The organism is Nocardia sp. NBC_01377 (genome assembly GCF_045040005.1).
Classification (GTDB): domain Bacteria; phylum Actinomycetota; class Actinomycetes; order Mycobacteriales; family Mycobacteriaceae; genus Nocardia; species Nocardia noduli.
In genome coordinates this window covers 8,795,108-8,815,297 of record NZ_CP109566.1, presented here as the reverse complement: position 1 = coordinate 8,815,297, position 20,190 = coordinate 8,795,108, and the positions used below count along the sequence as shown (strand labels likewise).

Genomic DNA, 20,190 nt, shown 5'->3' with positions numbered 1-20,190 from the left:
GTCAGGCGGCGGACAGCGAACGGTCGACCGCGGCCAGGACGCGGTCGGGGTCCGGCAGGTGATATTTCTCGAGTTTCGCCGGGGGGTAGGGAATGTCGTGGCCGCCGACGCGAAGTACCGGCGCCTCCAGATGATAGAAGCAGCGTTCGGTGATCTCGGCCGCGATCTCACCGCCCAGCCCGCCGGTGACCGGAGCTTCGTGGACGACGACGAGCCTTCCGGTCTTCGTGACCGATTCCTCGACGGTGTCGAAATCGATCGGCGCGAGACTGCGCAGATCGATCACCTCCAGTGAATGCCCCTCCTCGGCCGCGATTCTCGCGGCGGTGAGGGCGGTGGCGACGGTGCCGCCGTATGCCGCGATCGTCACGTCGGTGCCGCTGACGCAGATCCGCGCACGATCCAACGGCAGGTCGGGCTCGGCGTCGAAATCGACCTCGGCGCGATCCCAGTAGCGTCGTTTCGGTTCGAAGAAGATCACCGGATCGTCGAGCGCGATCGCTTGGCGCGCCATGTGATAGGCGTCTTCGGGAGTACTGGGTATCACCACGCGCAAACCGGCGGTATGGGCGAAATACGCTTCCGGCGACTCGGAATGATGTTCGACGGAGCCGATCCCGCCGCCGCAGGGTATGCGAATCGTGATGGGAGCGGTCACCTTTCCCCCGGTGCGGTAATGAATTTTGGCCACCTGCGAAACGATCTGGTCGAAGGCCGGATAGACGAACCCGTCGAACTGTATCTCACACACCGGCCGATACCCGCGCAGCGCCATCCCGAAAGCCGTTCCCACGATGCCGGATTCGGCGAGCGGCGTATCGATGACCCGGTTGTCACCGAAATCCTTCTGCAAGGTGTCGGTGACCCGGAAGACACCGCCCAGCCTGCCGATATCCTCCCCCATCAGCACGACCTTCGGATCGTCCTCCAATGCCCGGCGCAGACCGGTATTGAGCGCGGCGGCGAAGGTGGTGATCATGGGCGGACTCCTCCCGGTACCGCGGAGCCCGCGCCGGGATCGCCGGCGAGATACTGCGCGTGGGCCCGCCGCCGCTCGGTGAGCAGCCGGTGCGGGGTGGCGTAGACGTGGTCGAACAGCCCGGAGGGGTCGGGGTCGGGCATATCGATGGTCGCGGTGCGCAGCCGGTGGGCCACCTCGTCGGCCCGCGCGATGACCCGCTCCTCGAATTCCCCGTCCCAGTCCTTCTCACGTTCGAGGAGTCTGCGGAGCCGATCGATCGGATCGCGGCGCTTCCACTGCTCGGTTTCCGCGTCGAAGCGGTAGCGGGTGGGATCGTCGGCGGTGGTGTGCGGCCCCATCCGATAGGTCAGCGCCTCGATGAAGGACGGCCCGCCGCCACCTCGGGCACGCGCGATCGCCCTCCTGGTCACCGCGAGCACGGCGAGTACGTCGTTCCCGTCGACCTGGACGCCGGGGATGCCGTAGCCGAAAGCCCTTCGCACGATCGGCGTGGCACTCTGCACCCGGACCGGAGCGCTGATCGCCCAGTGGTTGTTCTGGCAGAAGAACACCACCGGCGCGCCCCAGCTCGCGGCGAACCCCATGGCCTCGGCGATATCGCCCTGACTGCTCGCGCCGTCGCCGAAATACGCGATGGCGGCGATCTCCGCGCCGTCCAGGTGGGCGGCGTAGGCGTAACCGGTCGCGTGCAGGCCCTGCGAGCCGACGACGATATTCGGATTCGTCATATTGATGTCGGCGGGATCCCAGCAGTGGTGGGCCGCGCCGCGCCACAGCCGCGTCAGATCGCCGGGATCGACACCGCGACAGTAGGCGACGGCCGCCTCCCGGTAACTACAGAACACGTAGTCGTCGGGGTGCAACGCGCGGGCCGACCCCACCTGGGCGGCTTCCTGTCCGAGCAGCGGCGGCCACAGGCCGAGCTGTCCCTGCCGTTGCAGTGCCGTCGCCTCGGTATCGATACGCCGGGAGACGACCAGGTCCTCGTACAGGGCGCGCAATCGCGCCGGGCCGATATCGGCGACGAGCGCGGCGTGCTCACGATCGAGCACCCTGCGTCCGTCGGGCTGGACCAACTGGACCGGATACGCGGGTCTGTCCGTCATCACCGATCGCCTCCTGACCGTCCGTCTGTGGCACGCCCCCGCTCTCGTACTGTGCTCTACTTCACACCTTTCACTACATAGCTTAACGCGCAATCAGGCAGGTACTCGATGAGCACAATGCACAATTCGGCCACCATTTCGGATGGCATACTGCATTCCATGACCGGCAAGGAACCCGCCGAGGTGACCCTGGACGCCACCGACGCGCGCCTACTGCTCGAACTCGTCGCCAATCCCCGCGCGACCGGCGTCGAACTCGCGTCCCGCCTCGGCCTGTCCCGCAATACCGTGCAGGCCAGGATGTCGCGATGGGAGGCGGCCGGGGTGCTCGGCAGTTTCGAATTGCGGGTGGAACCGCGAGCACTTGGCTATCCGCTCTCGGCGTTCGTCGCGGTCGTGCTGGATCAGCATCGGCTCGATTCGGTGGTCGCCGAACTCGGCGAGGTCCCCGAGGTCACCGAGGTCTGCGGGCTCACCGGGCAGACCGATCTGACGGTTCGGGTGGTCGCGCGCGACGCCGACGATCTGTATCGGATCACCGGGCGGATTCTGAAGATTCCCGGCGTCGAACGGACGAATATGGCACTGGTGATGCGCTCGCTGGTCGGCCCGCGCACCGCACCGCTACTCAAACGACTGGCCGGGCGTGACCAGTCCGGAAAAAGCGACGTGTAGTTCAGTGTGTCTCTTTCCGGCGTTGCCCGCTATGGTCCGAACATGGAGATTACGGACAAGGTTGCGATCGTCACGGGGGCCGGGGCGGGCATCGGAGCGGCGGTGGCGCGGCGACTGGCGGCGGGCGGCGCGAAGGTGGTCCTCGCCGATCTGAACGCGGATTCGGCGGCGGCGGTCGCCGAATCCATCGGTTCCGCCGCGGTCGCGGTCGGCGGTGACGTCGCCGACGAGAAGGTGATCCAGCAGTTGATCGACCGCGCCGAGGAAGCGTTCGGACCGGTCGACCTGTTCGTCGCCAACGCGGGTATCGGCGGCGGGCCGGGACTGGACAGCACCGACGCGCAGTGGTCGGCGTCGATCGAGATCAATGTGCTGTCGCATGTGCGCGCCGCCCGACTGCTCGTGCCGGGCTGGGTCGAACGCGGCGAGGGCTACTTCCTGTCGACCGCCTCGGCCGCGGGCCTGCTCACCCAGATCGGCTCCGCCCCGTACTCGGTGACCAAGCACGCCGCCGTCGGATTCGCCGAATGGCTCTCGATCACCTACGGCGACAAAGGTGTTCGCGTCAGCTGCCTCTGCCCCATGGGCGTCGACACCCGGCTGCTCCAGAAGGATCTGATCCCCGACAACCCCGAGGCGGCCGAACTCGCCGTCAAGGCGGTCACCACGGCGGGCCCGGTGCTCAGCACCGAAGAGGTCGCCGAATCGGTGGTCGCCGGTATCGACAGCGAGCGCTTCCTGATCCTGCCGCACCCCGAGGTGCTGAAGATGTACCGCCACAAGGGTTCGGACTATGACCGCTGGATCGACGGCATGCGCCGCTTCCAGGCCGCCCTTCAGGCCTGAGTCAGTCGGTGACCAGCGTGGCCGCGGCCGTGCGGATGACCTCGGGGATCTCGACCGGTTTGCGCGTCTCCGAATCGACGTAGACGTGCACGAAGACACCGGTGGCCGCCAGTTCCAGCGCACCGTCGGCCTCGCGGAAGATCGCGAGGTCGTAGGTGATGCTGGAACGGCCGAGGCGCGAGACGCGCAGGCCGACGCGCAGCTGATCGGGGAAACTGAGCGACCCGTGGTACTGGCACGAGGTCTGCGCGACCACCCCGAGTGCGGGCAGATTCCTGATGTCGGTGCCGGTGGCGTCGATGAGCCAGGCGTTGACCGCGGTGTCGAAATACGAGTAGTACGTCACGTTGTTCACGTGGCCGTAGTGGTCGTTGTCCGCCCACCTGGTCGGCACCGGCCAGAGCACTGGATACTGCTGCGTCACCCCGCCGACGATAGCTCAGCGGGTGTCGCGCCGTGCCGGTGGTCACGCGGGCTGACGCCGAAATGGCGTTTGAACGCGGCGCTGAGCGCGAAGGCGCTGCCGTACCCGACCTGCCTGGCGATGGCCTCGATGGTCGCCTGGGAACCTTGCAGCAGATCGGCGGCGAGTTCGAGTCGCCACTCGGTGAGAAAGGCCATCGGCGGTTCGCCGACCAGGTCGGTGAAACGGCGGGCCAGCGCGGCCCGCGACACCCCGACCGCCTCGGCCAGACCCGCGACCGTCCAGCCGTGCGCCGGATTGTGCTGCAACAGCCGTAATGCCTTGCCGACCAGCGGATCGCTGTAGGCGTGGTACCAGGCGGGCGCCTCGTTGCCCGCGAACCAGGCGCGCAGCGCGGTGATGAGCACCAGGTCGAGCAGTCGGTCCAGGACCGCGCCCTGGGCCGGTTCGTCCCTGGTCGCTTCGTCCGCCAGCAAGTCGAGGACGCGGCCGTCGAATTCACCGCGGCGCAGGACGACGAACGGCGGCAGCGCGCGCAACAGCCGTTGACTCACCGCACCCGCGGATTCGTAGGTGCCGGTCACCATCATGGTGGCGCCGTCCGGATCGGTCCCCCACTGCCGCACGCCGAGTGTCAGTGCCTCGCAGAGCAGTTCGCCGTCGAGGGTGGTCGTGACCTGGCCCGGGTGGATGAGGATCTGCGGGGTCGTCTCCGGCGAATCGGCCACCGTGTACGGCCGGGGGCCGCGCGAGATCGCGATATCTCCCGCCTCCAGCCTGCGCGGCGCGGCGGATTCGGGCCGTTTCGGATCGGCGTCGGGGACGATCCAGGCAGTCCCGCGGACGATGGACAACACGGTCAGCGGCGACTCGTCCTGTATCCGCAGCGACCAGGGCGGGTCGAGCAGCGAGCAGACCACGAACGCACCCCTGGCGCGTGGACCTTCGAGCAGGCTGGCGAGGACATCCACCTCACCAGGGTAGACGCGGGTGCTGCCGGTACCCGGACGAATGTCGTCCCGCGCGGTACCGATCGTCGGTACCGTTGAACGGGTGCCGGTTCCGACGGTCGACCGCAGGCTGCGCCTGGCGCGCGCGGCGGTGTTCGCGGTGTTCGCGCTGAACGGCTGTCTGCTCGCGCTGTGGGTGGTGCACATCCCCGCGGTCTGCGATCGGACCGGAATCGCGAAATCCACACTGGGCAGCTTCATCCTGATACTCGCCGGGGCGGCGCTGATCGGCATGCGGATCAGCGGCCCGCTGGCCGATCGCTTCGGCAGCCGCGCCATGGTGGCGGTGGCGGCGTGCCTGATCTCGGTCACGGTGATCGGCCCCGGCCTGGCCACCGGGCCCGTCGGTTTGGCGATCGCGTTGGCCTGCTTCGGATTCGGCAACGGGGCGCTCGACGTGTCGATGAACACCCAGGCGGTACATGTCGAACGCGCCTACGGCAGACCCGTGATGTCGGCCTTCCACGCCCTGTTCTCCGGCGGCGGACTCCTCGGTTCCCTCGTCGGCGCGGCGGCGCTGCGAGCCGGGATGGATATCCGGCTCACCCTGACGATCGCCGCGGTGGCCGGACTCGGGCTCGTCGCGGCCGCGCTGCCGTTGCTCCTGCGTGACACCGGCACCGAATTCGTCGCCGACGCCGTCGAGATCGTGTCGGTTCCCGCCTCGGGGGCGGCGGTTTCCGAGCCGGGTGACGCCCCAGCAGCCCTTCGGGCCCCCCACCGCACGAAGGTGCTCGGACTCGCCGTCGTCGCCTTCATCTGCCTGCTGACCGAGGGCGCGGCCGCGGACTGGAGCGCGCTACAGGTGCGCGACCATCTCGGCACCGACGAGGCCACCGCCGCACTGGCTTTCGCCGGCTTCTCCTTCACCATGACCGCGGGACGGTTCGCCACCGATCGCCTCGCGGGCGCCTTCGGCCCGGTCGCGGTGGTGCGCTACGGGACGCTGATCTGCGCGGGCGGACTCGCGGTGATCCTGGCGTCGGTGTGGACGCCACTGACCCTGCTCGGCTGGGCCTGCGTGGGACTCGGCCTGTCGGGGGTGATCCCGCAGATCTTCACCGCCGCGGGCAATCTCGGCTCGGTGACCGTCGCCACCGACATGTCGCGCGTCTTCAGCATCGGCTATCTCGGCCTGCTCGCCGGACCGGCGCTCATCGGCTGGCTGACCGCCGTCGTCCCGCTGACCGCCGCGTTGGCCGTGCCACTGGTGGCGATCCTGGTCTGCGAACGGTTCGCGGGCATCGTCGCCCCGGTCGGCGGCGGGCCGGGACCTGGTTGACGTCGGCCCGGGGACCGCTCATACCGGCGGGGCCAGGCAGAGCGTCATCGGTTCCGGTTGCGGGTAGACGATGGTGTCCTCGTCGGTCGCGGCGCTGCCGCAGGCCGAACGGTCGGCGGTGCCGCGCACGATCCGGGCGACCTTGAAATCGGCCGCGGCCGTGCAGGCCACCCGCGTGCTCGCACCCGTCAGCGCGCTGTCGACGCAGTCGCCTTCCCCGACATTGAGGCGAAGGCACAGCGTGTACTCGGCGCCGGAGGTCTGGTAGTAACTCGCGTAGTCGACGCTCGCGCATTCCGCGTCGACACCGTCGAGTCGCTGGGCCACCACGTAGTTGGCGTCGGCGTCAGCACATTCGGCGACCGCGAATTCGGCTTCGACCGTGCTGCCGGAGAGTTTCCCGCAGCTGCCGACCCGGACCGTCTCGTCGCCGGTCGCGAAATACGTGCGCGCCGCGAATATCGCCAGTCCGAGCACCACGAAAACACCCAGGAGTTTGAGTACCGCCACCAGAGTGCTCTCGCCGTGTTCGTCGTCGGGCAAATAGTCGTCGGACTCCGATAGGTGGTCCACATCACCCGGGGCGGGGTCGGCGGGTATCTGCCGCGGGTATTGCGGCGGCGTGCTCATACGTACTCTCCCTGGGTCGAACTCACCGCCGTCCGGCGGGCAACTCTGGCGGCAAATGTATCGGATTCCGGCCGACGACCGGCGACCGCCTCCGCCCCCGCGACATCGCCCGGAATGCGCAGGTACGTTGTATTTAGCCTGGGAAATGTTTCAGAGAATGAGGAAAGTCAGATGAGGAGCTCGACAAGAGCGCTGCTCTGTATGTGCGCGGCGGCGACGTCGGTTCTCGGCGGTGCGGGTGCGCTGGGTTTCCACGGCGCGGTGGCCGCCGCAGAACAGACAGCGGATAAATCGCGTGCCGTCACCACGGAGGACGGGTGGGAACTGCGGATCACCAAATCCGCGGAGAATGTGGACCGCGCGGCCAATCTCGCCAATACGCCACTGAGCCGGGAGGCTTTCGTCAGCCTTTCCGCCAGTGCCGATATCGGCGGCGACGGCCGGGTCGCGGTGGATTCGGGTTCCCTGCAACTCGGATATCAGGTCGGATGCCAGGTCGACGTTTCCAGTGGTGTCACCATGAGTCTCGGGGTGACCATGGGGCCGAGCGTCGGAATTTCCACCTCGGGAGTCAACGTCGGGGTGGGCGCGCAGGTCGTGCCGAGTATGTCGATGACGGCGAAACCGGGCAGCATCGTGAGCCTGCCCTTCGGGACGAAGGCGTTGGCGGGGCCGCGCGGTTCGATCACCACCGAACAGGTACAGATCAAGGTCGACGGCTGCCTCGGCGCGGTCAGCCTGCGCTCTTTCGCGATCGTGTCCATGTCCACCGCGACGGCCGACAATTCGATTTCGGTCTACGGCGATCCGGTGTGGCTGTGAGCCGGGCCGCGCGAACAGCGGCGGGCGTCCTGCTCGCGGCCGTGGCCTTCGCCCCGGTCGCCCAGGCCGCGCCCATCGTCCCCGTGACGCCCGAATCGGAATGCGTCGCCACCGAGACCTCCTGCGAGCAGCCCGCGACGACCACACCCGCCCCGCGTCCGCCTTCGCTGCCCCAACCCGGGGCGACGAATCTGATCCCGCAGCCCAAACCGGCCGCCCCCAACGCCAATCCGCCTGCGGGAGCGTTGGTTCCGCCGACACCGGGTGCCGGTCGCGGCGTTCCGATCGTCCCGGTCGGCTGATCCGGCCGGGTTCGCCCCGCGACCGAGCCCGACACACACGGCAGCCCCCGTTCGATGAACGGGGGCTGCCGCGCCCTGCGTGTCTACGACGCTGTAGACCAACAGCGGATCTACAGCGCCTTGAGCTCCTCGGTGACCGCACCGACGGATTTCTTGGCGTCGCCGAACAGCATGGAGGTGTGGTCGGCGTAGAACAGCGGGTTGTCGATACCGGCGAACCCGGAGTTCATCGAACGCTTGAGCACGATCACGCTGCGCGCCTGGTCGACGTTGAGGACCGGCATCCCGTAGATCGGGCTGGAGGCGTCCTCGCGGGCGGACGGGTTGGTGACGTCGTTCGCGCCGATGATCAGGGCGACATCGGTGCGCGAGAACTCGCCGTTGATATCGTCCATTTCCTTGAGCGCGTCGTAGGACACCTCGGCCTCGGCCAGCAGCACGTTCATGTGGCCGGGCATGCGACCCGCGACCGGGTGGATGGCGTACTTGACTTCCACACCCTTGGCTTCGAGCAGCGCCGCCATCTCCTTGACCGCGTGCTGGGCCTGGGCGACGGCCATGCCGTAACCGGGCACGACGATGACCTGATTGGCGTAGGCCATCTGGATCGCGGCGTCGGCGGCCGAGGTCGCCTTGGCCTGCTTGGCCTCACCGTCACCCGCGCCGGGTGCGGTGCCGCCGCCACCGAAGCCGCCCGCCACGATGGCCGGGATCGACCGGTTCATGGCCTTGGCCATGAGGTTGGTGAGGATGGTGCCGGACGCGCCGACGATCATGCCGGCCACGATCATGGCGGTGTTGTTCAGCGCCAGGCCCGCCGCCGCGGCCGAAAGACCGGTGAGCGCGTTGAGCAGGGAGATGACCACGGGCATATCCGCACCGCCGATGGGCAGCACGACCATCAGGCCGAGTACGCCCGCGGCGAGCAGCAACAGCACCATCCACCACCACGGCGCGCCGCCGTCGGAGGCTCCGAGACCGATGACGACCGCGGCGGCCACCGAGACGATGAGCAGCACCAGGTTCAGCGGCTGCTGGAGTTTTCCGACGCCGATCGGCTTGCCGGGCAGGATCTCCTGGAGCTTGCCGAAGGCGATCAGCGAACCCCAGAACGAGATCGAGCCGATGATCGCGGCGAACAGCGAACCGACGATGATGTGCACGGTCGGGGACTCGCCGTGCTTGAACGCCGAGAAACCGCTGGTGTCCAGGAATTCGGCCCATGCGATGAGTGCGACGGTGCCACCGCCGACGCCGTTGAACGCGGCGACCAACTGCGGCATCGCGGTCATCTTGGTGTACTTCGCGGGCGGCACACCGAGCGCGACACCCACGACGAGTCCGGCGACGATCAGAATCCAGTTGCCGGTGTCGCGCACCGCGATCAGGGTCGCCACCACGGCGATACCCATGCCGACCGCCGCGATCCAGTTGCCGCGCACCGCGGTCTTGGGGCCGGTCAGACCCATCAGACCGTAGATGAACATCGCGAACGCGACGATATAGAGAATATTGACGAGGTAGTCCATGACGTTTACTTCCCCGCCTTCTCGGCGCCGTCGGCCGGGACGGCCTTCTTACCCTTGAACATGCCGAGCATGCGGTCGGTGACGACGAATCCGCCGATGACGTTCAGCGTTCCGAACACCACGGCCACGAACAGGATGATCTGGATGCCGATGGACGGATCCTCCATCTTGCCCAGGGTGACCAGCGCGCCGAGCACGACGATGCCGTGAATGGCGTTGGTACCCGACATCAGCGGCGTGTGCAGGGTGTTGGGCACCTTGGAGATGACGGCGAATCCGACGAATCCGGACAACACCAGGATCGCGATATTCGCGAGCAGTTCGGTATACATCAGGGCTGCACCTCCCGGGTGACACAGGAATCGGCGAGCACCTGGTCTTCGAAGTCGGGGACGACCTTGCCGTCGACGAGCATCAGTTCCAGCAGTGCCGCGATATTCTTCGAGTACAGCTCCGAGGCGTGCTCGGGCATGGTGGCGGGCAGGTTCAGCGGCGAGGCGATGGTGACCTCGTGCTTGACCACGGTCTCACCGGGTTCGGTGAGTTCGCAGTTACCGCCGGTCTCCCCCGCCAGGTCGACGATGACACTGCCGGGCTTCATACCCTCCACGGCGGCGGCGGTGACCAGGCGCGGCGCGGGACGTCCCGGCACCAGCGCGGTCGTGATCACCACGTCGAAACCCTTGATCGCGTTCTCGAGCGCCTGCTGCTGCTGAGCCTTCTCGTCGTCGGTGAGTTCGCGGGCGTAGCCGCCCTCGCCCGCCGCGTCGATTCCCAGGTCCAGCCACTGCGCACCGACCGAACGCACCTGATCGGCGACTTCGGGTCGCACGTCGTAGCCGGTGGTCCGGCCTCCTAGTCGTTTGGCCGTGGCCAACGCCTGGAGGCCCGCGACACCGACGCCGAGCACGAGCACGGTCGCCGGTTTCACGGTGCCCGCCGCGGTGGTGAGCATCGGGAAGAAGCGCGTCGACTCGGACGCGGCCAGCAGAACCGCCTTGTATCCGGCCACGTTCGCCTGCGAGGACAGTGCGTCCATCACCTGCGCGCGCGAGATACGCGGGATCGCCTCGACGGCGAACGCCTGCACCCCGGCATCGGTGAGGGCCTCGATCTGATTGTCACTGTTGCGCGGCGCGAGGAAGCCGATGAGCGTCTGTCCCTTGGACAGTTTCGCCACCTCGGTGTCGCTGGGTGGGGCCACCTTCACGACCACCTCGGCCGACCACGGATCACCGATGGTCGCTCCGGCCTCTATATACGCCTCGTCGGGGATGAGCGCACCCAGTCCGGCGCCGGATTCCACGACTACCTCGACACCCTGTTTCAACAAGGCCGGGATAATCTTGGGCACCAATGCGACACGCCGTTCGCCCGCGTTAGACTCGCGAACGACTCCGACACGCGCTCCGCGCGGCGACGAGTCGCCCACGCTCTGCGTTGTCTCCACTTGTCAGACTTCCTTCTCGTGCTGGCCATTAGCCACCGAACGACGGATGAATGAAGTTACTCGTGAGTAAGTTCATCCGAATCCTCGCAACTGTATCCGGCTCGCGGTGAGCGTAGCTGAGATGCCCATCACACGCCCGAACCACCGCGCGCACGCCAGGACACCCGAGCCACCGACTCACAGCCGCGCCGGGGCCGTCACGATCGCCGAACGATGTCGCGACCGCCGCCCCGTCGACACTCATCGACGCAGGTGAGCGCCACGCTTCCGGCCGCACGCGCTACACGACGAGAATCGGGAACGGACAGCATTCCGGTGGTGTGTCGCACTCGGAAACAGTGATGTGCATCATGTCGGATGCCCGATTCGGGGTGTTCGGGGTCCCACACAGGTCGTAGGGTCGCGGTGTGAATGCTTGCGTCTTCTGCCGCATCGTGGCGGGCGAGGCTCCGTCGACCAAGGTCTACGAAGACGACACCCTGTGCGCGTTCCTCGATATCCGGCCCATCGCCGCCGGACACACGCTGATCATCCCCAAGAAGCACGCCGCCGAACTCGACGATCTGGACGCCGACCTCGGCGCGGAGATCTTCCGCGCCGGACACCGGCTCGCACTGGCGATGCGGCGCGGCGCACTGGCCGCCGACGGGGCCAACCTGATACTCAACGACGGCAGGGCCGCCTTCCAGACCGTCCCGCATATCCATCTGCATGTCATCCCGCGCAGAAAAGGCGATCTCTTCGGCGTCACGAAGGGATTCCTGCTGCGCCGATCACACGATCCGGCCGGAACCGCCGCGAGTATCCGAGCCGGGCTCGCGGCACTGGACGACGACAACGCGCGCGATATCGAAGGGACACAGTCATGACCGAACCGACGCCGGACCGGATCGAGACGATCGACCTGCTCGCACAGCAGTGGCAGGCCGTCACCGCGCTGGTCGCCGACCTGGACGAAGACGGCTGGCGCACACCGACCGCCCTGCCCGGCTGGACGGTCTTCGACGTCGTCGCCCATATGATCGGCACCGAATCGTGGCTGCTCGGCGAGAAACCGCCCGCACGTGACACTGCCGAGAACGAGATCGACGTGCGCGAACTCCCGCACGTGCGCAACGAGACCGCCGTGATGAACGAGATCTGGGTCGACCGACTGCGCCCCCTGACCGGCGCGCGACTGCTGGAGATGTTCGGCACCATCACCGACCGACGCCTCGCCATGCTCGGGAAGATGGGCGACGCCGTCTGGAAGACCCCCACACCGTCACCGGTCGGCCAGGTCACCTACGGCCGATTCATGCGGGTACGCCTGTTCGACTGCTGGATGCACGAACTCGATATCGCCGACGCGCTCGGCAGGACAGTCGACGAGGGCGGACCACGCGGGGAGGAGGCCTTCGCCGAATTCGCGGAGTCGCTGCCCCGCGTCGTCGTGAAACGCGGGAAGGCCCCGGACGGCTCCCGGATCGCCATCGATCTGACCGGCCCGCTCGCGCGGACGCTGTCCATCGAAGTCGACGGCCGAGCCGCCTACGCCGACACCTTCGACGAACCCACCGTGACGGTTCGCCTCGATTCGGGTCTGCTGGTCCGGCTCGGCGGCGGCCGCACCACCGCCGACGAGCATTCCGGCGACATCACCGTCACCGGCGACGAGGAAGTCGGGCTGCGCCTGGTGCGCAACCTGGCCTTCACTCTCTGACCGATGCGACTTTTCCTGTCCAGCTACCGTTTCGGCGCGCACGCCGACCGACTGCGCGCCCTGGTCGGCGAGCCCGGTCGTGTCGCGGTGATACCCAACGCCTGCGACGCCTGGCCGCACTACTGGAATGCCATCGACTCCATCGATATGACCCCGCTACGCTCGCTCGGTTACCGCCCCGAAGTATTCGACCTCCGCGATTTCATCGGTCGCCCAGACGATGTGGAGCGGCAACTCGCCGAATTCCCCATGGTGTGGGTCCGCGGCGGCAACACCTTCGTCCTGCGCGCCCAATTCGCCCGCAGCGGAGCCGATCTCGTCCTCCCGCGCCTCCTCGCCGCCGACACACTCGTCTACGCCGGCTACAGCGCGGGCGCGTGCCTGCTCACCCCCGACCTGCACGGCCTGGAAACCAGCGACGATCCGGGCGAAGTGGTGACCACCTGCGGAATCGAACCACTCTGGGACGGACTGGGTTTGGTCGATCGCCCGATCGTCCCGCACTTGAATTCCCCCTTGGACCCGGAGGGTTCGGGCGACGAACTGGCCGCACGGTTCACCGCGGACGGTGTCCCACACTGGGGACTGACCGATGAAGGAGTGGTCGTCGTCGACGGCGATCACGTCGAAGTGCTGCGATAGCAGATTCGACCGGTCGCCTCGTTGCCGCAGAACACAGTTCGTCCGCGACTTGTGAAAGTAATCAGTGGCGAACTCACCCCCAGAGCCATCGAAGATGGCTTCCCCTCGACAGTCGCTCGCAATACTGCGTGCCGCGCGGCTCAGCGATCGGCACCCGCTGACGCGGACGCGGTTTCGGAGCGGCGAGCGCGGAACACCACCCAGCGCATCGCGCTGTACATGTAGACCGCTTCGCAGCCACCCGCCAGCAACCGGGACAGGTGATATTCGAGGCCGAGGGCGGTGAGGCCGGTGCCGACGCCGAGGATGAACGCGACGTAGTTGATCGCGACCACCACGACGTAGATCGCCGCTTGGCGGCCCACCGGGGCGTGCGAATGGAAGTTGAAGGTGCGGTTCAGGAAGAAACTCAGCCCGAAAGCGCAGATGTAGCCGAGGGTGACCGAGAGCCAGATCGGCCAATCCCACCATCCGTGGAAGATCGTGAGGAGCAGCAGATCGACCGCGAAGGTGAAGCCGTTGATCAGCGCGAAACCGAGAAAGGTCGGCGGCACGAGACTGTTCAGGCCGAACGGCAGACCGGCGACGACCGCCTCGCACCACCGGGTGAACCGGTCGGCGAGGGTGTCGGTGGTGGTGGCCGGATCGAGCACGGCGCCAGCATGCCAGCGGTAGGTGTCCATCAGGTGAGCACTCGGCGAACCGAGTGGTGCCTCAGCCGAGGCGCGACCGCGATTCCGGCCGGTCCAGTGCCGCCCATTCCGCCAGCGTGCGTCGCGTGGTGACGGTGTCGGCCCCCGCGAGCAGGGCATCGAGCAGCACCGTCGGATCGGCCCGCCACTGCTCGGCGATCCTCGCCAGCGCGTCGGCGCCGAACAGTCCTGAGCGGTCGAGCGCGGTGAGCCATTCGCCGAATTCACCCGCGCGGATCCGCCGCAGCGCCGCGACGTCGACGCCGCCTTCGACCGCGTCGCCCTCGAAGGCCGCGCTCAACAGTTCGCGGTAGTCCGGCATGTGGCTCGGCATCCGACCAGCCTCCCTTGTCATCGAATTCCGGACGGCGTCCGTTCCTGCGCGACCCCTGCTCAGCGGATATGACCGCAGCGCACCCTGCGCATACCGTAGCGCCGGTGCGCGGCCCGTGGTAATCCCATAGTTCCCCGGCCCGCGCGGTCCTCGAGAATTTCCCGGCATACCGGGACGGGAACGTTACCGTGGACGATTGTGGACCTGTATGACCTGATCGATCTGCTTCCCGACGGCGCCGTACTCACGGATCCGGACCTGCTGGCCGGTTATCGCCACGATTGGGCCCGCGATCCCGGGGCGGGGACGCCGCTGGCGGTGGTGCGCGCGACCAGCACCGCCGACGTCGGCGCGACACTGCGCTGGGCCGACGAGCATCGGGTGCCCGTGGTGCCCCGCGGCGCGGGCTCCGGGCTGTCCGGTGGTGCGACGGCCGTCGACGGCGGGATCGTGCTGAGCACCGAGCGGATGCGCGCGATCACCGTCGATCCGGTCACCAGGACCGCGGTCGTACAGCCCGGATTGTTGAACGTCGAGGTCAAACGCGCGGTGGCCGAACATGGGCTGTGGTACCCGCCGGACCCCTCGTCGTTCGAGATCTGCTCGATCGGCGGCAATGCCGCCACCAACGCGGGCGGGCTCTGCTGCGTGAAATACGGGGTGACCACCGACTACGTACTCGGCATGGAAGTCGTGCTCGCCGACGGCACCGCCGTGCGGCTCGGCGGGCCGCGACTCAAGGATTCGGCGGGACTGTCGCTGACCAAACTGTTCGTCGGCAGCGAGGGCACCCTCGGCGTCATCACCGAACTGACACTGCGGCTGCTGCCCGCCCAGCCGCGCCAGAGCACCGTCGTCGCGACCTTCGCCTCCCTGACCGCCGCCACCGAGGCGATCCTCGCCATCACCGGAATGCTGCGACCCTCGATGCTCGAATTCATGGACTCGGTGGCGATCAACGCCGTCGAGGACGAGATGCGCATGGGTTTGGACCGTTCCGCCGCCGCGCTGCTGGTCGCACGCTCGGACGCACCCGGCGAATTCGCCGCACGCGAGGCCGAACTGATGGTGGCCGCATGCGAGAAGGCCGGAGCCTCGGAAGTTTTCCACACCGAGGACCCCGACGAAGGCGAGGCGTTCACCGCCGCGCGACGCTTCGCGATTCCCGCCGTGGAACGGATAGGCCCGCTCCTACTGGAAGACGTCGGCGTTCCGCTGCCTCGACTGGGCGACCTGATCACCGGCATCGCCGCGATCGCGCGGCGCAACGACGTACTGGTCTCGGTGATCGCCCACGCGGGCGACGGCAACACCCACCCGCTGATCGTGCACGATCCCACCGACGCCGCGAATACCGAACGCGCGCACCGGACATTCGGCGAGATCATGGACCTGGCCATCGAACTCGGCGGAACGATCACCGGTGAGCACGGCGTCGGCCGACTCAAGAAAGCCTGGCTGCCCGCCCAGGTCGGGCCCGAGGTGATGGCACTGACCCAACGCGTGAAAGACGCGCTCGATCCACACGGCATCCTCAATCCGGGGGCTGTGATGTAGCGGCCGGGGCCGCGGGTTCGCGGCGCTCGTAAGGCTCGCGCCGGGCGGGCGGGCGGGGTGGTGCGGAGGCGCCGGGTGATGGGGGTTGTGCGGTGTCGGGGTGCGGGCACTGCGCGCGTTTCCATACGCCATCGGGGGGTGTGTAACTCGCGAGGAATTCCGTCGGGCGTTGTGGGTGAGGTGGTCGAGAGCGAGGCGAGGCCGTGTCCGATTGCCCACCAAGTCAGGGGCGGTGGGTGGTGTCAGCTCACGATCTTCCGGTCGTGCGGGTGTCGCAGGGAGGGGCCGCTTGTCAAGGGAAGGGCGGCGGCAGGGGGCGCGTGAATGCGGCTATACACTCGGCTCGAGCGTGGCCCGGCCTCGGTCGGGCCGGAACATATCCGACCACCGAGGAGTTCTGTCAGAACATGACCACCAGGCTCGAGCACAATGTCGCCGACACCCGTTTCGAGATCTACATCGACGACACCCTCGCCGGGTACGCCGATTACGCCGAACGGGAGGACGCGAAAGTGCGCGACTTCCACCACACCATGACCTTTCCCGAATTCCGTGGTCGCGGCGTCGCGGGGGCGGTGGTCGGGTTCGCACTCGACGAATCCCGCTCCGAGGGTTTCACCGTCATCCCCACCTGCTGGTACGTCGAGAAGTACATCGTCGAACACAACGAGTACGCCGACCTGGTGGCCTGAGCTACCCCCGGACGGGCGACCTACGGACACGGATCGTCCACTCCGGAGGCGGCCTTCGCCAGGTGCGCTACGAACGGGCGACAGGAGCGAGTACGTCTTCGGCCTGGACCGCGAGTCTGCTCATGCGGTCTTCAGGCGACGTCGGTGCCGTCAGTCGGCGACTTCGCTTGCTAGCGGCTATTTCTCGACCATGAGGATCAGCCGACTCACCACCCCGTCGGCCTGTACCACCTGCCCGCCACAGGATCAGGCAGTTGGTGGGGTAATAGTGCTGTGCCGTCAGATTCTTCCACCAGTGACCGCCGGGGCCATCGGTTCTTCTCCCTCGTAACGCACCGGCAAGTGGCTTGGAGCCGGGATTGACGGTGCCCACCGGCACCTGAGTGCGCGCCACACGAAGAGGCAACGCAAGGTCGGAGTCGTCCCCGCCACTGTTGGATTTTCTGTAGATCGGCAGCTCGGGCGACCCACGTCTCCGCCCCGTTGGGAACGATCAGCCGAGCACGTCCATTTTTCGACTCGTTCGCCAAAGGCACCCTCTTCGGCCAAGCCACGTACCGGCCGAGTTCGAGCACATCGATCGAGGCATGATCGCGAAGAGCCTTCAGATATACATCCTGATCGGCGTACGCACCGGGGCTGTCCCCGGCATCGACGCGAGCGGTGCAGTACACGACCCGGTCAACGTAGGAGTCGGTCCATCCGCACAGTGCGGTGGCGAGAGCTCGAACATCGAGCCAGCGCCATCCAGCGCTTCCTCTGCCACAGATGCCACGCATGCCGAAGTACAGATCGAACGCGTCGACATACACCCCCGCCCGCACTTCGACCCCTCCTGCGCTATCGCTGACCTGGATGTTCTCAGAGTCGGCCTTCACCCGTGGGTACGCGGAGGGAAAAAGACCCAGCCCTGCGAGAGGACTGGGTGAGTGGCGGAATCAGCCCTTGAGCAGGGCGCGGGACATGACGACGCGCTGGATCTGGTTGGTGCCTTCGTAGATCTGGGTGATCTTGGCGTCGCGCATCATGCGCTCGACCGGGAAGTCGGTGGTGTAACCGGCGCCGCCGAACAGCTGGACGGCGTTGGTGGTGACTTCCATGGCGACGTCGGAGGCGAAGCATTTCGCGGCGGCGGAGATGAAGCCGAGGTTCTTCTCGCCGCGTTCGGCGCGGGCGGCCGAGGTGTAGACCATCAGGCGCGCGGCCTCGATCTTCATCGCCATGTCGGCGAGCATGAACTGAGTGTTCTGGAAATCGGCGATGGCGGTGCCGAACTGCTTGCGCTCCTTGGTGTAGGTGATCGCGGCGTCCAGTGCGCCCTGGGCCAGGCCGACGGCCTGCGCGCCGATGGTCGGGCGGGTGTGGTCGAGGGTCTGCAACGCGGTCTTGAAACCGGTGCCGGGCTCGCCGACGATGCGGTCGCCCGGGACGCGGCAGTTCTCGAAGTAGAGCTCGGCGGTGGGCGAACCCTTGATTCCGAGTTTGTGCTCGAGCGGGCCGATGACGAAACCTTCGTCGTCCTTGTGGACCAGGAATGCGGAGATGCCGTTGGCGCCCTTGTCGGCGTCGGTCACGGCCATCACGGTGTACCAGGAAGACTTGCCGCCGTTGGTGATCCAACATTTGGAGCCGTTGAGGATCCAGTCGTCGCCGTCCTTGCGCGCGCGGGTGCGCATGCCCGCGGCATCCGAGCCCGCCTCACGCTCGGACAGCGCGTAGGAGGCCATCTCGCCGTTGACGATATCGGGCAGGACCTTCTGCTTCAGTTCCTCGGAACCGTTGAGGATCATGCCCATGGTGCCGAGTTTGTTGACGGCGGGGATCAGCGAGGAGGAACCGCAGACCCGCGCGACCTCTTCGATCACGATGCAGGTGGCGACCGAGTCCGCGCCCTGGCCGCCGTAGGCCTCCGGCACGTGCACCGCGTTGAACCCGGCGGCGTTCAGCGCGGTCAGCGCCTCCTCCGGGAACCGGGCGTTGCCGTCGACGTCCTTGGCGTGCGGGGCGATTTCCTTCTCCGCGAGACCACGGATGGCCGACCTCAGTTCGTCGTGGAAGTCCTCGAGCTTGAAGAGGTCGAAGTTCGGATTTCCCGCCATGGGGGCACTCTCCTGGTCTGTGGTCTCGATCGCTGCGTTGGGCAGAGTATCCGTTATCGGCACTCAGTGCCACTTTGCGATCGAGTATACGCCGGAAGTTCCATACCACATGGGGATGCTCGATGGCACTGGGTGTCAGCTGACGGGCCGGGCGACGCGAGTTCGCCAGGTCACAGCGTACCGAGTTTGCGGACGAGCAGATCGGCGACCTGCCGCGGCTGCATATCCCTCGGGAACACCGCCACCACCAGATCCTCGTCACTGTGCACCGGCCCGCGACCCCGCGGAATCGAGGCCAGTTCGATCCGCAGATCCGCCGCGCCCGCCGCCGATTCCCCGCGAACCATCCGGCGCAGCAGATAGTTGTGCGTGGCCGTCACCGCCGCCGTGAACTGCACCCTGGCCAGATCCGGCGCCTCGGGCATCCGCTCGCGCAGATAGTCGGTGAACAATCGCTCGTAGCGGAAGACCGTGACGATCTCGCGTTCGCGCAGCGCGGGCACCCGCCGCACCACCCGGTATCGCCGCGCCGCGATCTCGCGCCACTGGGTGAATCTCTCGAAGACCTCGACCACGGCCCCGCACACGGCGTCCCACGGATCACCCTGCGCGGCTTCCAGATACGCGGACGCCTGCGCCAGTTGCGATTCGTGATCGGCGAAGACCACATCCTCTTTCGACCGGAACTGCCGGAAGAACGTCCGCCGCGAGATCCCCGCCGCCTCCGCGATCTCGTCGACGGTCGTCGCCTCGTACCCCTGTTCGGCGAACAACCGCAGCGCCTGATCCACCACCATCAACCGGAACCGCGCCGCGTCGTCGTCCATCCGGGGCCGAACGCTCTCGCCAGTTGCCACCGGACCACAGTACTGGCCCCCGCCGACCCGCCGTCCACACGAGGGAAATCGGTTTCGAATATTTCGTTTGCTTCATATAATACGAATAGGAGGAGGTCCCATGACAGGCATGCAAGCGGCGAAGCGCACCGAGCCCGGCGAAATCGACGCCGAGGTGGCCGCCCGAGCGGTGCGGCGAATCAAGGACTACCTCATGCGGCACCCCAACGAGCAGACGATCAGCGTCGGCGGCGAGACAGGCACGGACGCCCTGATCGTCCCCCGCCAAGCGGTCAGCCTGCTCGCTTTCATCTTGGCGCAGGCCGCGGAAGGCCGAGGAGTATCGGTGGTCCCGTCCCATGCCGAGCTGACCACACAGCAGGCCGCAGACTTGCTCAACGTGTCCCGTCCATACGTGATCGGACTGCTCGAAACGGGCGAGATCCCCTTCCGTCTGGTGGGTACCCATCGCAGGATCCGATTCGATGATCTGAAGGAGTATCGACACCGGAGCGAGGGAACCAGTCGCGACGCCGCGGACGAACTCGCCGACCTCGGACAGGAACTCGGCATCTGAC

General features: G+C 67.2%; 23 protein-coding genes. 11 read left to right on the top strand and 12 right to left on the bottom strand.

All coding sequences use genetic code 11. The features are described 5' to 3' along the window. Position 1: 1 nt before the first annotated feature. Complete coding sequence (locus OG225_RS40270) at positions 2 to 979, bottom strand: alpha-ketoacid dehydrogenase subunit beta (RefSeq protein WP_405179826.1); 978 nt, start codon at positions 977 to 979, stop codon at positions 2 to 4. Further along, a complete protein-coding gene (gene pdhA, locus OG225_RS40265; RefSeq protein ID WP_405179825.1) occupies positions 976 to 2,088 on the bottom strand; it encodes a pyruvate dehydrogenase (acetyl-transferring) E1 component subunit alpha in 1,113 nt (370 codons plus the stop codon). The genes OG225_RS40270 and pdhA overlap by 4 nt, the downstream gene beginning before the upstream one ends. A gap of 159 nt (positions 2,089 to 2,247) precedes the next feature. Here pdhA and OG225_RS40260 point away from each other — a divergent pair, with 159 nt between their 5' ends. Continuing rightward, entirely contained in the window at positions 2,248 to 2,763 is a 516-nt protein-coding gene (locus OG225_RS40260; RefSeq protein WP_405179824.1) for an Lrp/AsnC family transcriptional regulator, read from the top strand. A gap of 42 nt (positions 2,764 to 2,805) precedes the next feature. Next, on the top strand, positions 2,806 to 3,609 hold the full coding sequence (locus tag OG225_RS40255; protein WP_109529221.1) for an SDR family oxidoreductase: 804 nt from the start codon (positions 2,806 to 2,808) through the stop codon (positions 3,607 to 3,609). A 1-nt stretch (position 3,610) separates the two neighbouring features. On the opposite strand, the gene OG225_RS40250 is transcribed toward OG225_RS40255, so the two are convergent. Both OG225_RS40250 and OG225_RS40245 read right to left on the bottom strand, forming a co-directional pair. Further along, complete coding sequence (locus tag OG225_RS40250) at positions 3,611 to 4,033, bottom strand: thioesterase family protein (RefSeq protein ID WP_216915142.1); 423 nt, start codon at positions 4,031 to 4,033, stop codon at positions 3,611 to 3,613. Continuing rightward, a complete protein-coding gene (locus OG225_RS40245; RefSeq protein ID WP_405179823.1) occupies positions 4,030 to 5,004 on the bottom strand; it encodes an AraC family transcriptional regulator in 975 nt (324 codons plus the stop codon). The genes OG225_RS40250 and OG225_RS40245 overlap by 4 nt, the downstream gene beginning before the upstream one ends. A 40-nt stretch (positions 5,005 to 5,044) precedes the next feature. Here OG225_RS40245 and OG225_RS40240 point away from each other — a divergent pair, with 40 nt between their 5' ends. After that, positions 5,045 to 6,325 carry an MFS transporter gene (locus OG225_RS40240; protein ID WP_405183517.1) on the top strand — a complete coding sequence of 427 codons (1,281 nt, stop codon included), beginning with the start codon at positions 5,045 to 5,047 and terminating at the stop codon, positions 6,323 to 6,325. Between the two features lie 18 nt (positions 6,326 to 6,343). Here the strand turns inward: OG225_RS40240 and OG225_RS40235 are convergent, their stop codons facing one another. Beyond that, complete coding sequence (locus OG225_RS40235) at positions 6,344 to 6,955, bottom strand: hypothetical protein (protein ID WP_405179822.1); 612 nt, start codon at positions 6,953 to 6,955, stop codon at positions 6,344 to 6,346. Positions 6,956 to 7,126: 171 nt separating this feature from the next. Here OG225_RS40235 and OG225_RS40230 point away from each other — a divergent pair, with 171 nt between their 5' ends. After that, entirely contained in the window at positions 7,127 to 7,777 is a 651-nt protein-coding gene (locus OG225_RS40230; RefSeq protein WP_254190477.1) for an MspA family porin, read from the top strand. Continuing rightward, on the top strand, positions 7,774 to 8,079 hold the full coding sequence (locus tag OG225_RS40225) for a hypothetical protein (protein ID WP_405179821.1): 306 nt from the start codon (positions 7,774 to 7,776) through the stop codon (positions 8,077 to 8,079). Before OG225_RS40230 ends, OG225_RS40225 begins: the two co-directional genes overlap by 4 nt. 110 nt (positions 8,080 to 8,189) lie before the next feature. On the opposite strand, the gene OG225_RS40220 is transcribed toward OG225_RS40225, so the two are convergent. The 3 genes from OG225_RS40220 to OG225_RS40210 are packed head-to-tail and all read right to left on the bottom strand — an operon-like array spanning position 8,190 to position 11,058. Then, positions 8,190 to 9,608: an NAD(P)(+) transhydrogenase (Re/Si-specific) subunit beta gene (locus tag OG225_RS40220; protein WP_216915132.1), complete on the bottom strand. Its 1,419-nt coding sequence runs from the start codon at positions 9,606 to 9,608 to the stop codon at positions 8,190 to 8,192. Between the two features lie 5 nt (positions 9,609 to 9,613). Continuing rightward, the gene (locus OG225_RS40215; RefSeq protein ID WP_216915130.1) at positions 9,614 to 9,940 is read right to left on the bottom strand and encodes an NAD(P) transhydrogenase subunit alpha; all 327 of its coding nucleotides are present in this window, start codon (positions 9,938 to 9,940) and stop codon (positions 9,614 to 9,616) included. Next, positions 9,940 to 11,058, bottom strand: a complete 1,119-nt coding sequence (locus OG225_RS40210) for a Re/Si-specific NAD(P)(+) transhydrogenase subunit alpha (RefSeq protein ID WP_405179820.1) — start codon at positions 11,056 to 11,058, stop codon at positions 9,940 to 9,942. The genes OG225_RS40215 and OG225_RS40210 overlap by 1 nt, the downstream gene beginning before the upstream one ends. Positions 11,059 to 11,465: 407 nt before the next feature. Between OG225_RS40210 and OG225_RS40205 the strand changes: the two genes are divergently transcribed. Genes OG225_RS40205 through OG225_RS40195 form a run of 3 tightly spaced genes read left to right on the top strand, consistent with a single transcriptional unit; the run spans position 11,466 to position 13,402 of the window. Next, the gene (locus OG225_RS40205) at positions 11,466 to 11,927 is read left to right on the top strand and encodes an HIT family protein (protein WP_405179819.1); all 462 of its coding nucleotides are present in this window, start codon (positions 11,466 to 11,468) and stop codon (positions 11,925 to 11,927) included. Next, positions 11,924 to 12,760, top strand: a complete 837-nt coding sequence (locus OG225_RS40200) for a maleylpyruvate isomerase family mycothiol-dependent enzyme (protein ID WP_405179818.1) — start codon at positions 11,924 to 11,926, stop codon at positions 12,758 to 12,760. The genes OG225_RS40205 and OG225_RS40200 overlap by 4 nt, the downstream gene beginning before the upstream one ends. A 3-nt stretch (positions 12,761 to 12,763) precedes the next feature. After that, positions 12,764 to 13,402: a Type 1 glutamine amidotransferase-like domain-containing protein gene (locus tag OG225_RS40195; protein WP_405179817.1), complete on the top strand. Its 639-nt coding sequence runs from the start codon at positions 12,764 to 12,766 to the stop codon at positions 13,400 to 13,402. Between the two features lie 140 nt (positions 13,403 to 13,542). Here the strand turns inward: OG225_RS40195 and OG225_RS40190 are convergent, their stop codons facing one another. Both OG225_RS40190 and OG225_RS40185 read right to left on the bottom strand, forming a co-directional pair. Then, positions 13,543 to 14,085 carry a GtrA family protein gene (locus OG225_RS40190; protein ID WP_405179816.1) on the bottom strand — a complete coding sequence of 181 codons (543 nt, stop codon included), beginning with the start codon at positions 14,083 to 14,085 and terminating at the stop codon, positions 13,543 to 13,545. Positions 14,086 to 14,116: 31 nt separating this feature from the next. Beyond that, positions 14,117 to 14,428: a hypothetical protein gene (locus OG225_RS40185; RefSeq protein ID WP_405179815.1), complete on the bottom strand. Its 312-nt coding sequence runs from the start codon at positions 14,426 to 14,428 to the stop codon at positions 14,117 to 14,119. A 198-nt stretch (positions 14,429 to 14,626) separates the two neighbouring features. Here OG225_RS40185 and OG225_RS40180 point away from each other — a divergent pair, with 198 nt between their 5' ends. Continuing rightward, positions 14,627 to 15,985, top strand: coding sequence for an FAD-binding oxidoreductase (locus tag OG225_RS40180; protein ID WP_405179814.1), 1,359 nt, complete (start codon positions 14,627 to 14,629; stop codon positions 15,983 to 15,985). A gap of 407 nt (positions 15,986 to 16,392) precedes the next feature. After that, positions 16,393 to 16,677, top strand: a complete 285-nt coding sequence (locus OG225_RS40175) for a GNAT family N-acetyltransferase (protein ID WP_216912853.1) — start codon at positions 16,393 to 16,395, stop codon at positions 16,675 to 16,677. Positions 16,678 to 17,615: 938 nt separating this feature from the next. Here OG225_RS40175 and OG225_RS40170 read toward each other — a convergent pair. Continuing rightward, a complete protein-coding gene (locus OG225_RS40170; protein WP_405179813.1) occupies positions 17,616 to 18,776 on the bottom strand; it encodes an acyl-CoA dehydrogenase in 1,161 nt (386 codons plus the stop codon). A gap of 170 nt (positions 18,777 to 18,946) precedes the next feature. Then, positions 18,947 to 19,603 carry a TetR family transcriptional regulator gene (locus tag OG225_RS40165; protein WP_405183516.1) on the bottom strand — a complete coding sequence of 219 codons (657 nt, stop codon included), beginning with the start codon at positions 19,601 to 19,603 and terminating at the stop codon, positions 18,947 to 18,949. 130 nt (positions 19,604 to 19,733) lie between these two features. Between OG225_RS40165 and OG225_RS40160 the strand changes: the two genes are divergently transcribed. Next, positions 19,734 to 20,189 (top strand): helix-turn-helix domain-containing protein, encoded by a 456-nt coding sequence (locus OG225_RS40160; protein WP_405179812.1) that lies wholly within the window; start codon positions 19,734 to 19,736, stop codon positions 20,187 to 20,189. The last annotated feature ends 1 nt before the right edge of the window (position 20,190 follow it).

Excerpts from the sequence above, each read along its gene's own strand:
- OG225_RS40165 (WP_405183516.1), bottom strand. The coding sequence starts at position 19,603 with ATGGACGACGACGCGGCGCGGTTCCGGTTGATGGTGGTGGATCAGGCG.
- OG225_RS40240 (WP_405183517.1), top strand. The coding sequence starts at position 5,045 with ATGTCGTCCCGCGCGGTACCGATCGTCGGTACCGTTGAACGGGTGCCG.
- OG225_RS40170 (WP_405179813.1), bottom strand. The coding sequence starts at position 18,776 with ATGGCGGGAAATCCGAACTTCGACCTCTTCAAGCTCGAGGACTTCCAC.
- OG225_RS40190 (WP_405179816.1), bottom strand. The coding sequence starts at position 14,085 with ATGGACACCTACCGCTGGCATGCTGGCGCCGTGCTCGATCCGGCCACC.
- OG225_RS40230 (WP_254190477.1), top strand. The coding sequence starts at position 7,127 with ATGAGGAGCTCGACAAGAGCGCTGCTCTGTATGTGCGCGGCGGCGACG.
- OG225_RS40215 (WP_216915130.1), bottom strand. The coding sequence starts at position 9,940 with ATGTATACCGAACTGCTCGCGAATATCGCGATCCTGGTGTTGTCCGGA.
- OG225_RS40255 (WP_109529221.1), top strand. The coding sequence starts at position 2,806 with ATGGAGATTACGGACAAGGTTGCGATCGTCACGGGGGCCGGGGCGGGC.
- pdhA (WP_405179825.1), bottom strand. The coding sequence starts at position 2,088 with ATGACGGACAGACCCGCGTATCCGGTCCAGTTGGTCCAGCCCGACGGA.
- OG225_RS40200 (WP_405179818.1), top strand. The coding sequence starts at position 11,924 with ATGACCGAACCGACGCCGGACCGGATCGAGACGATCGACCTGCTCGCA.
- OG225_RS40220 (WP_216915132.1), bottom strand. The coding sequence starts at position 9,608 with ATGGACTACCTCGTCAATATTCTCTATATCGTCGCGTTCGCGATGTTC.
- OG225_RS40270 (WP_405179826.1), bottom strand. The coding sequence starts at position 979 with ATGATCACCACCTTCGCCGCCGCGCTCAATACCGGTCTGCGCCGGGCA.
- OG225_RS40260 (WP_405179824.1), top strand. The coding sequence starts at position 2,248 with ATGACCGGCAAGGAACCCGCCGAGGTGACCCTGGACGCCACCGACGCG.
- OG225_RS40160 (WP_405179812.1), top strand. The coding sequence starts at position 19,734 with ATGACAGGCATGCAAGCGGCGAAGCGCACCGAGCCCGGCGAAATCGAC.
- OG225_RS40175 (WP_216912853.1), top strand. The coding sequence starts at position 16,393 with ATGACCACCAGGCTCGAGCACAATGTCGCCGACACCCGTTTCGAGATC.
- OG225_RS40195 (WP_405179817.1), top strand. The coding sequence starts at position 12,764 with ATGCGACTTTTCCTGTCCAGCTACCGTTTCGGCGCGCACGCCGACCGA.
- OG225_RS40235 (WP_405179822.1), bottom strand. The coding sequence starts at position 6,955 with ATGAGCACGCCGCCGCAATACCCGCGGCAGATACCCGCCGACCCCGCC.
- OG225_RS40185 (WP_405179815.1), bottom strand. The coding sequence starts at position 14,428 with ATGCCGAGCCACATGCCGGACTACCGCGAACTGTTGAGCGCGGCCTTC.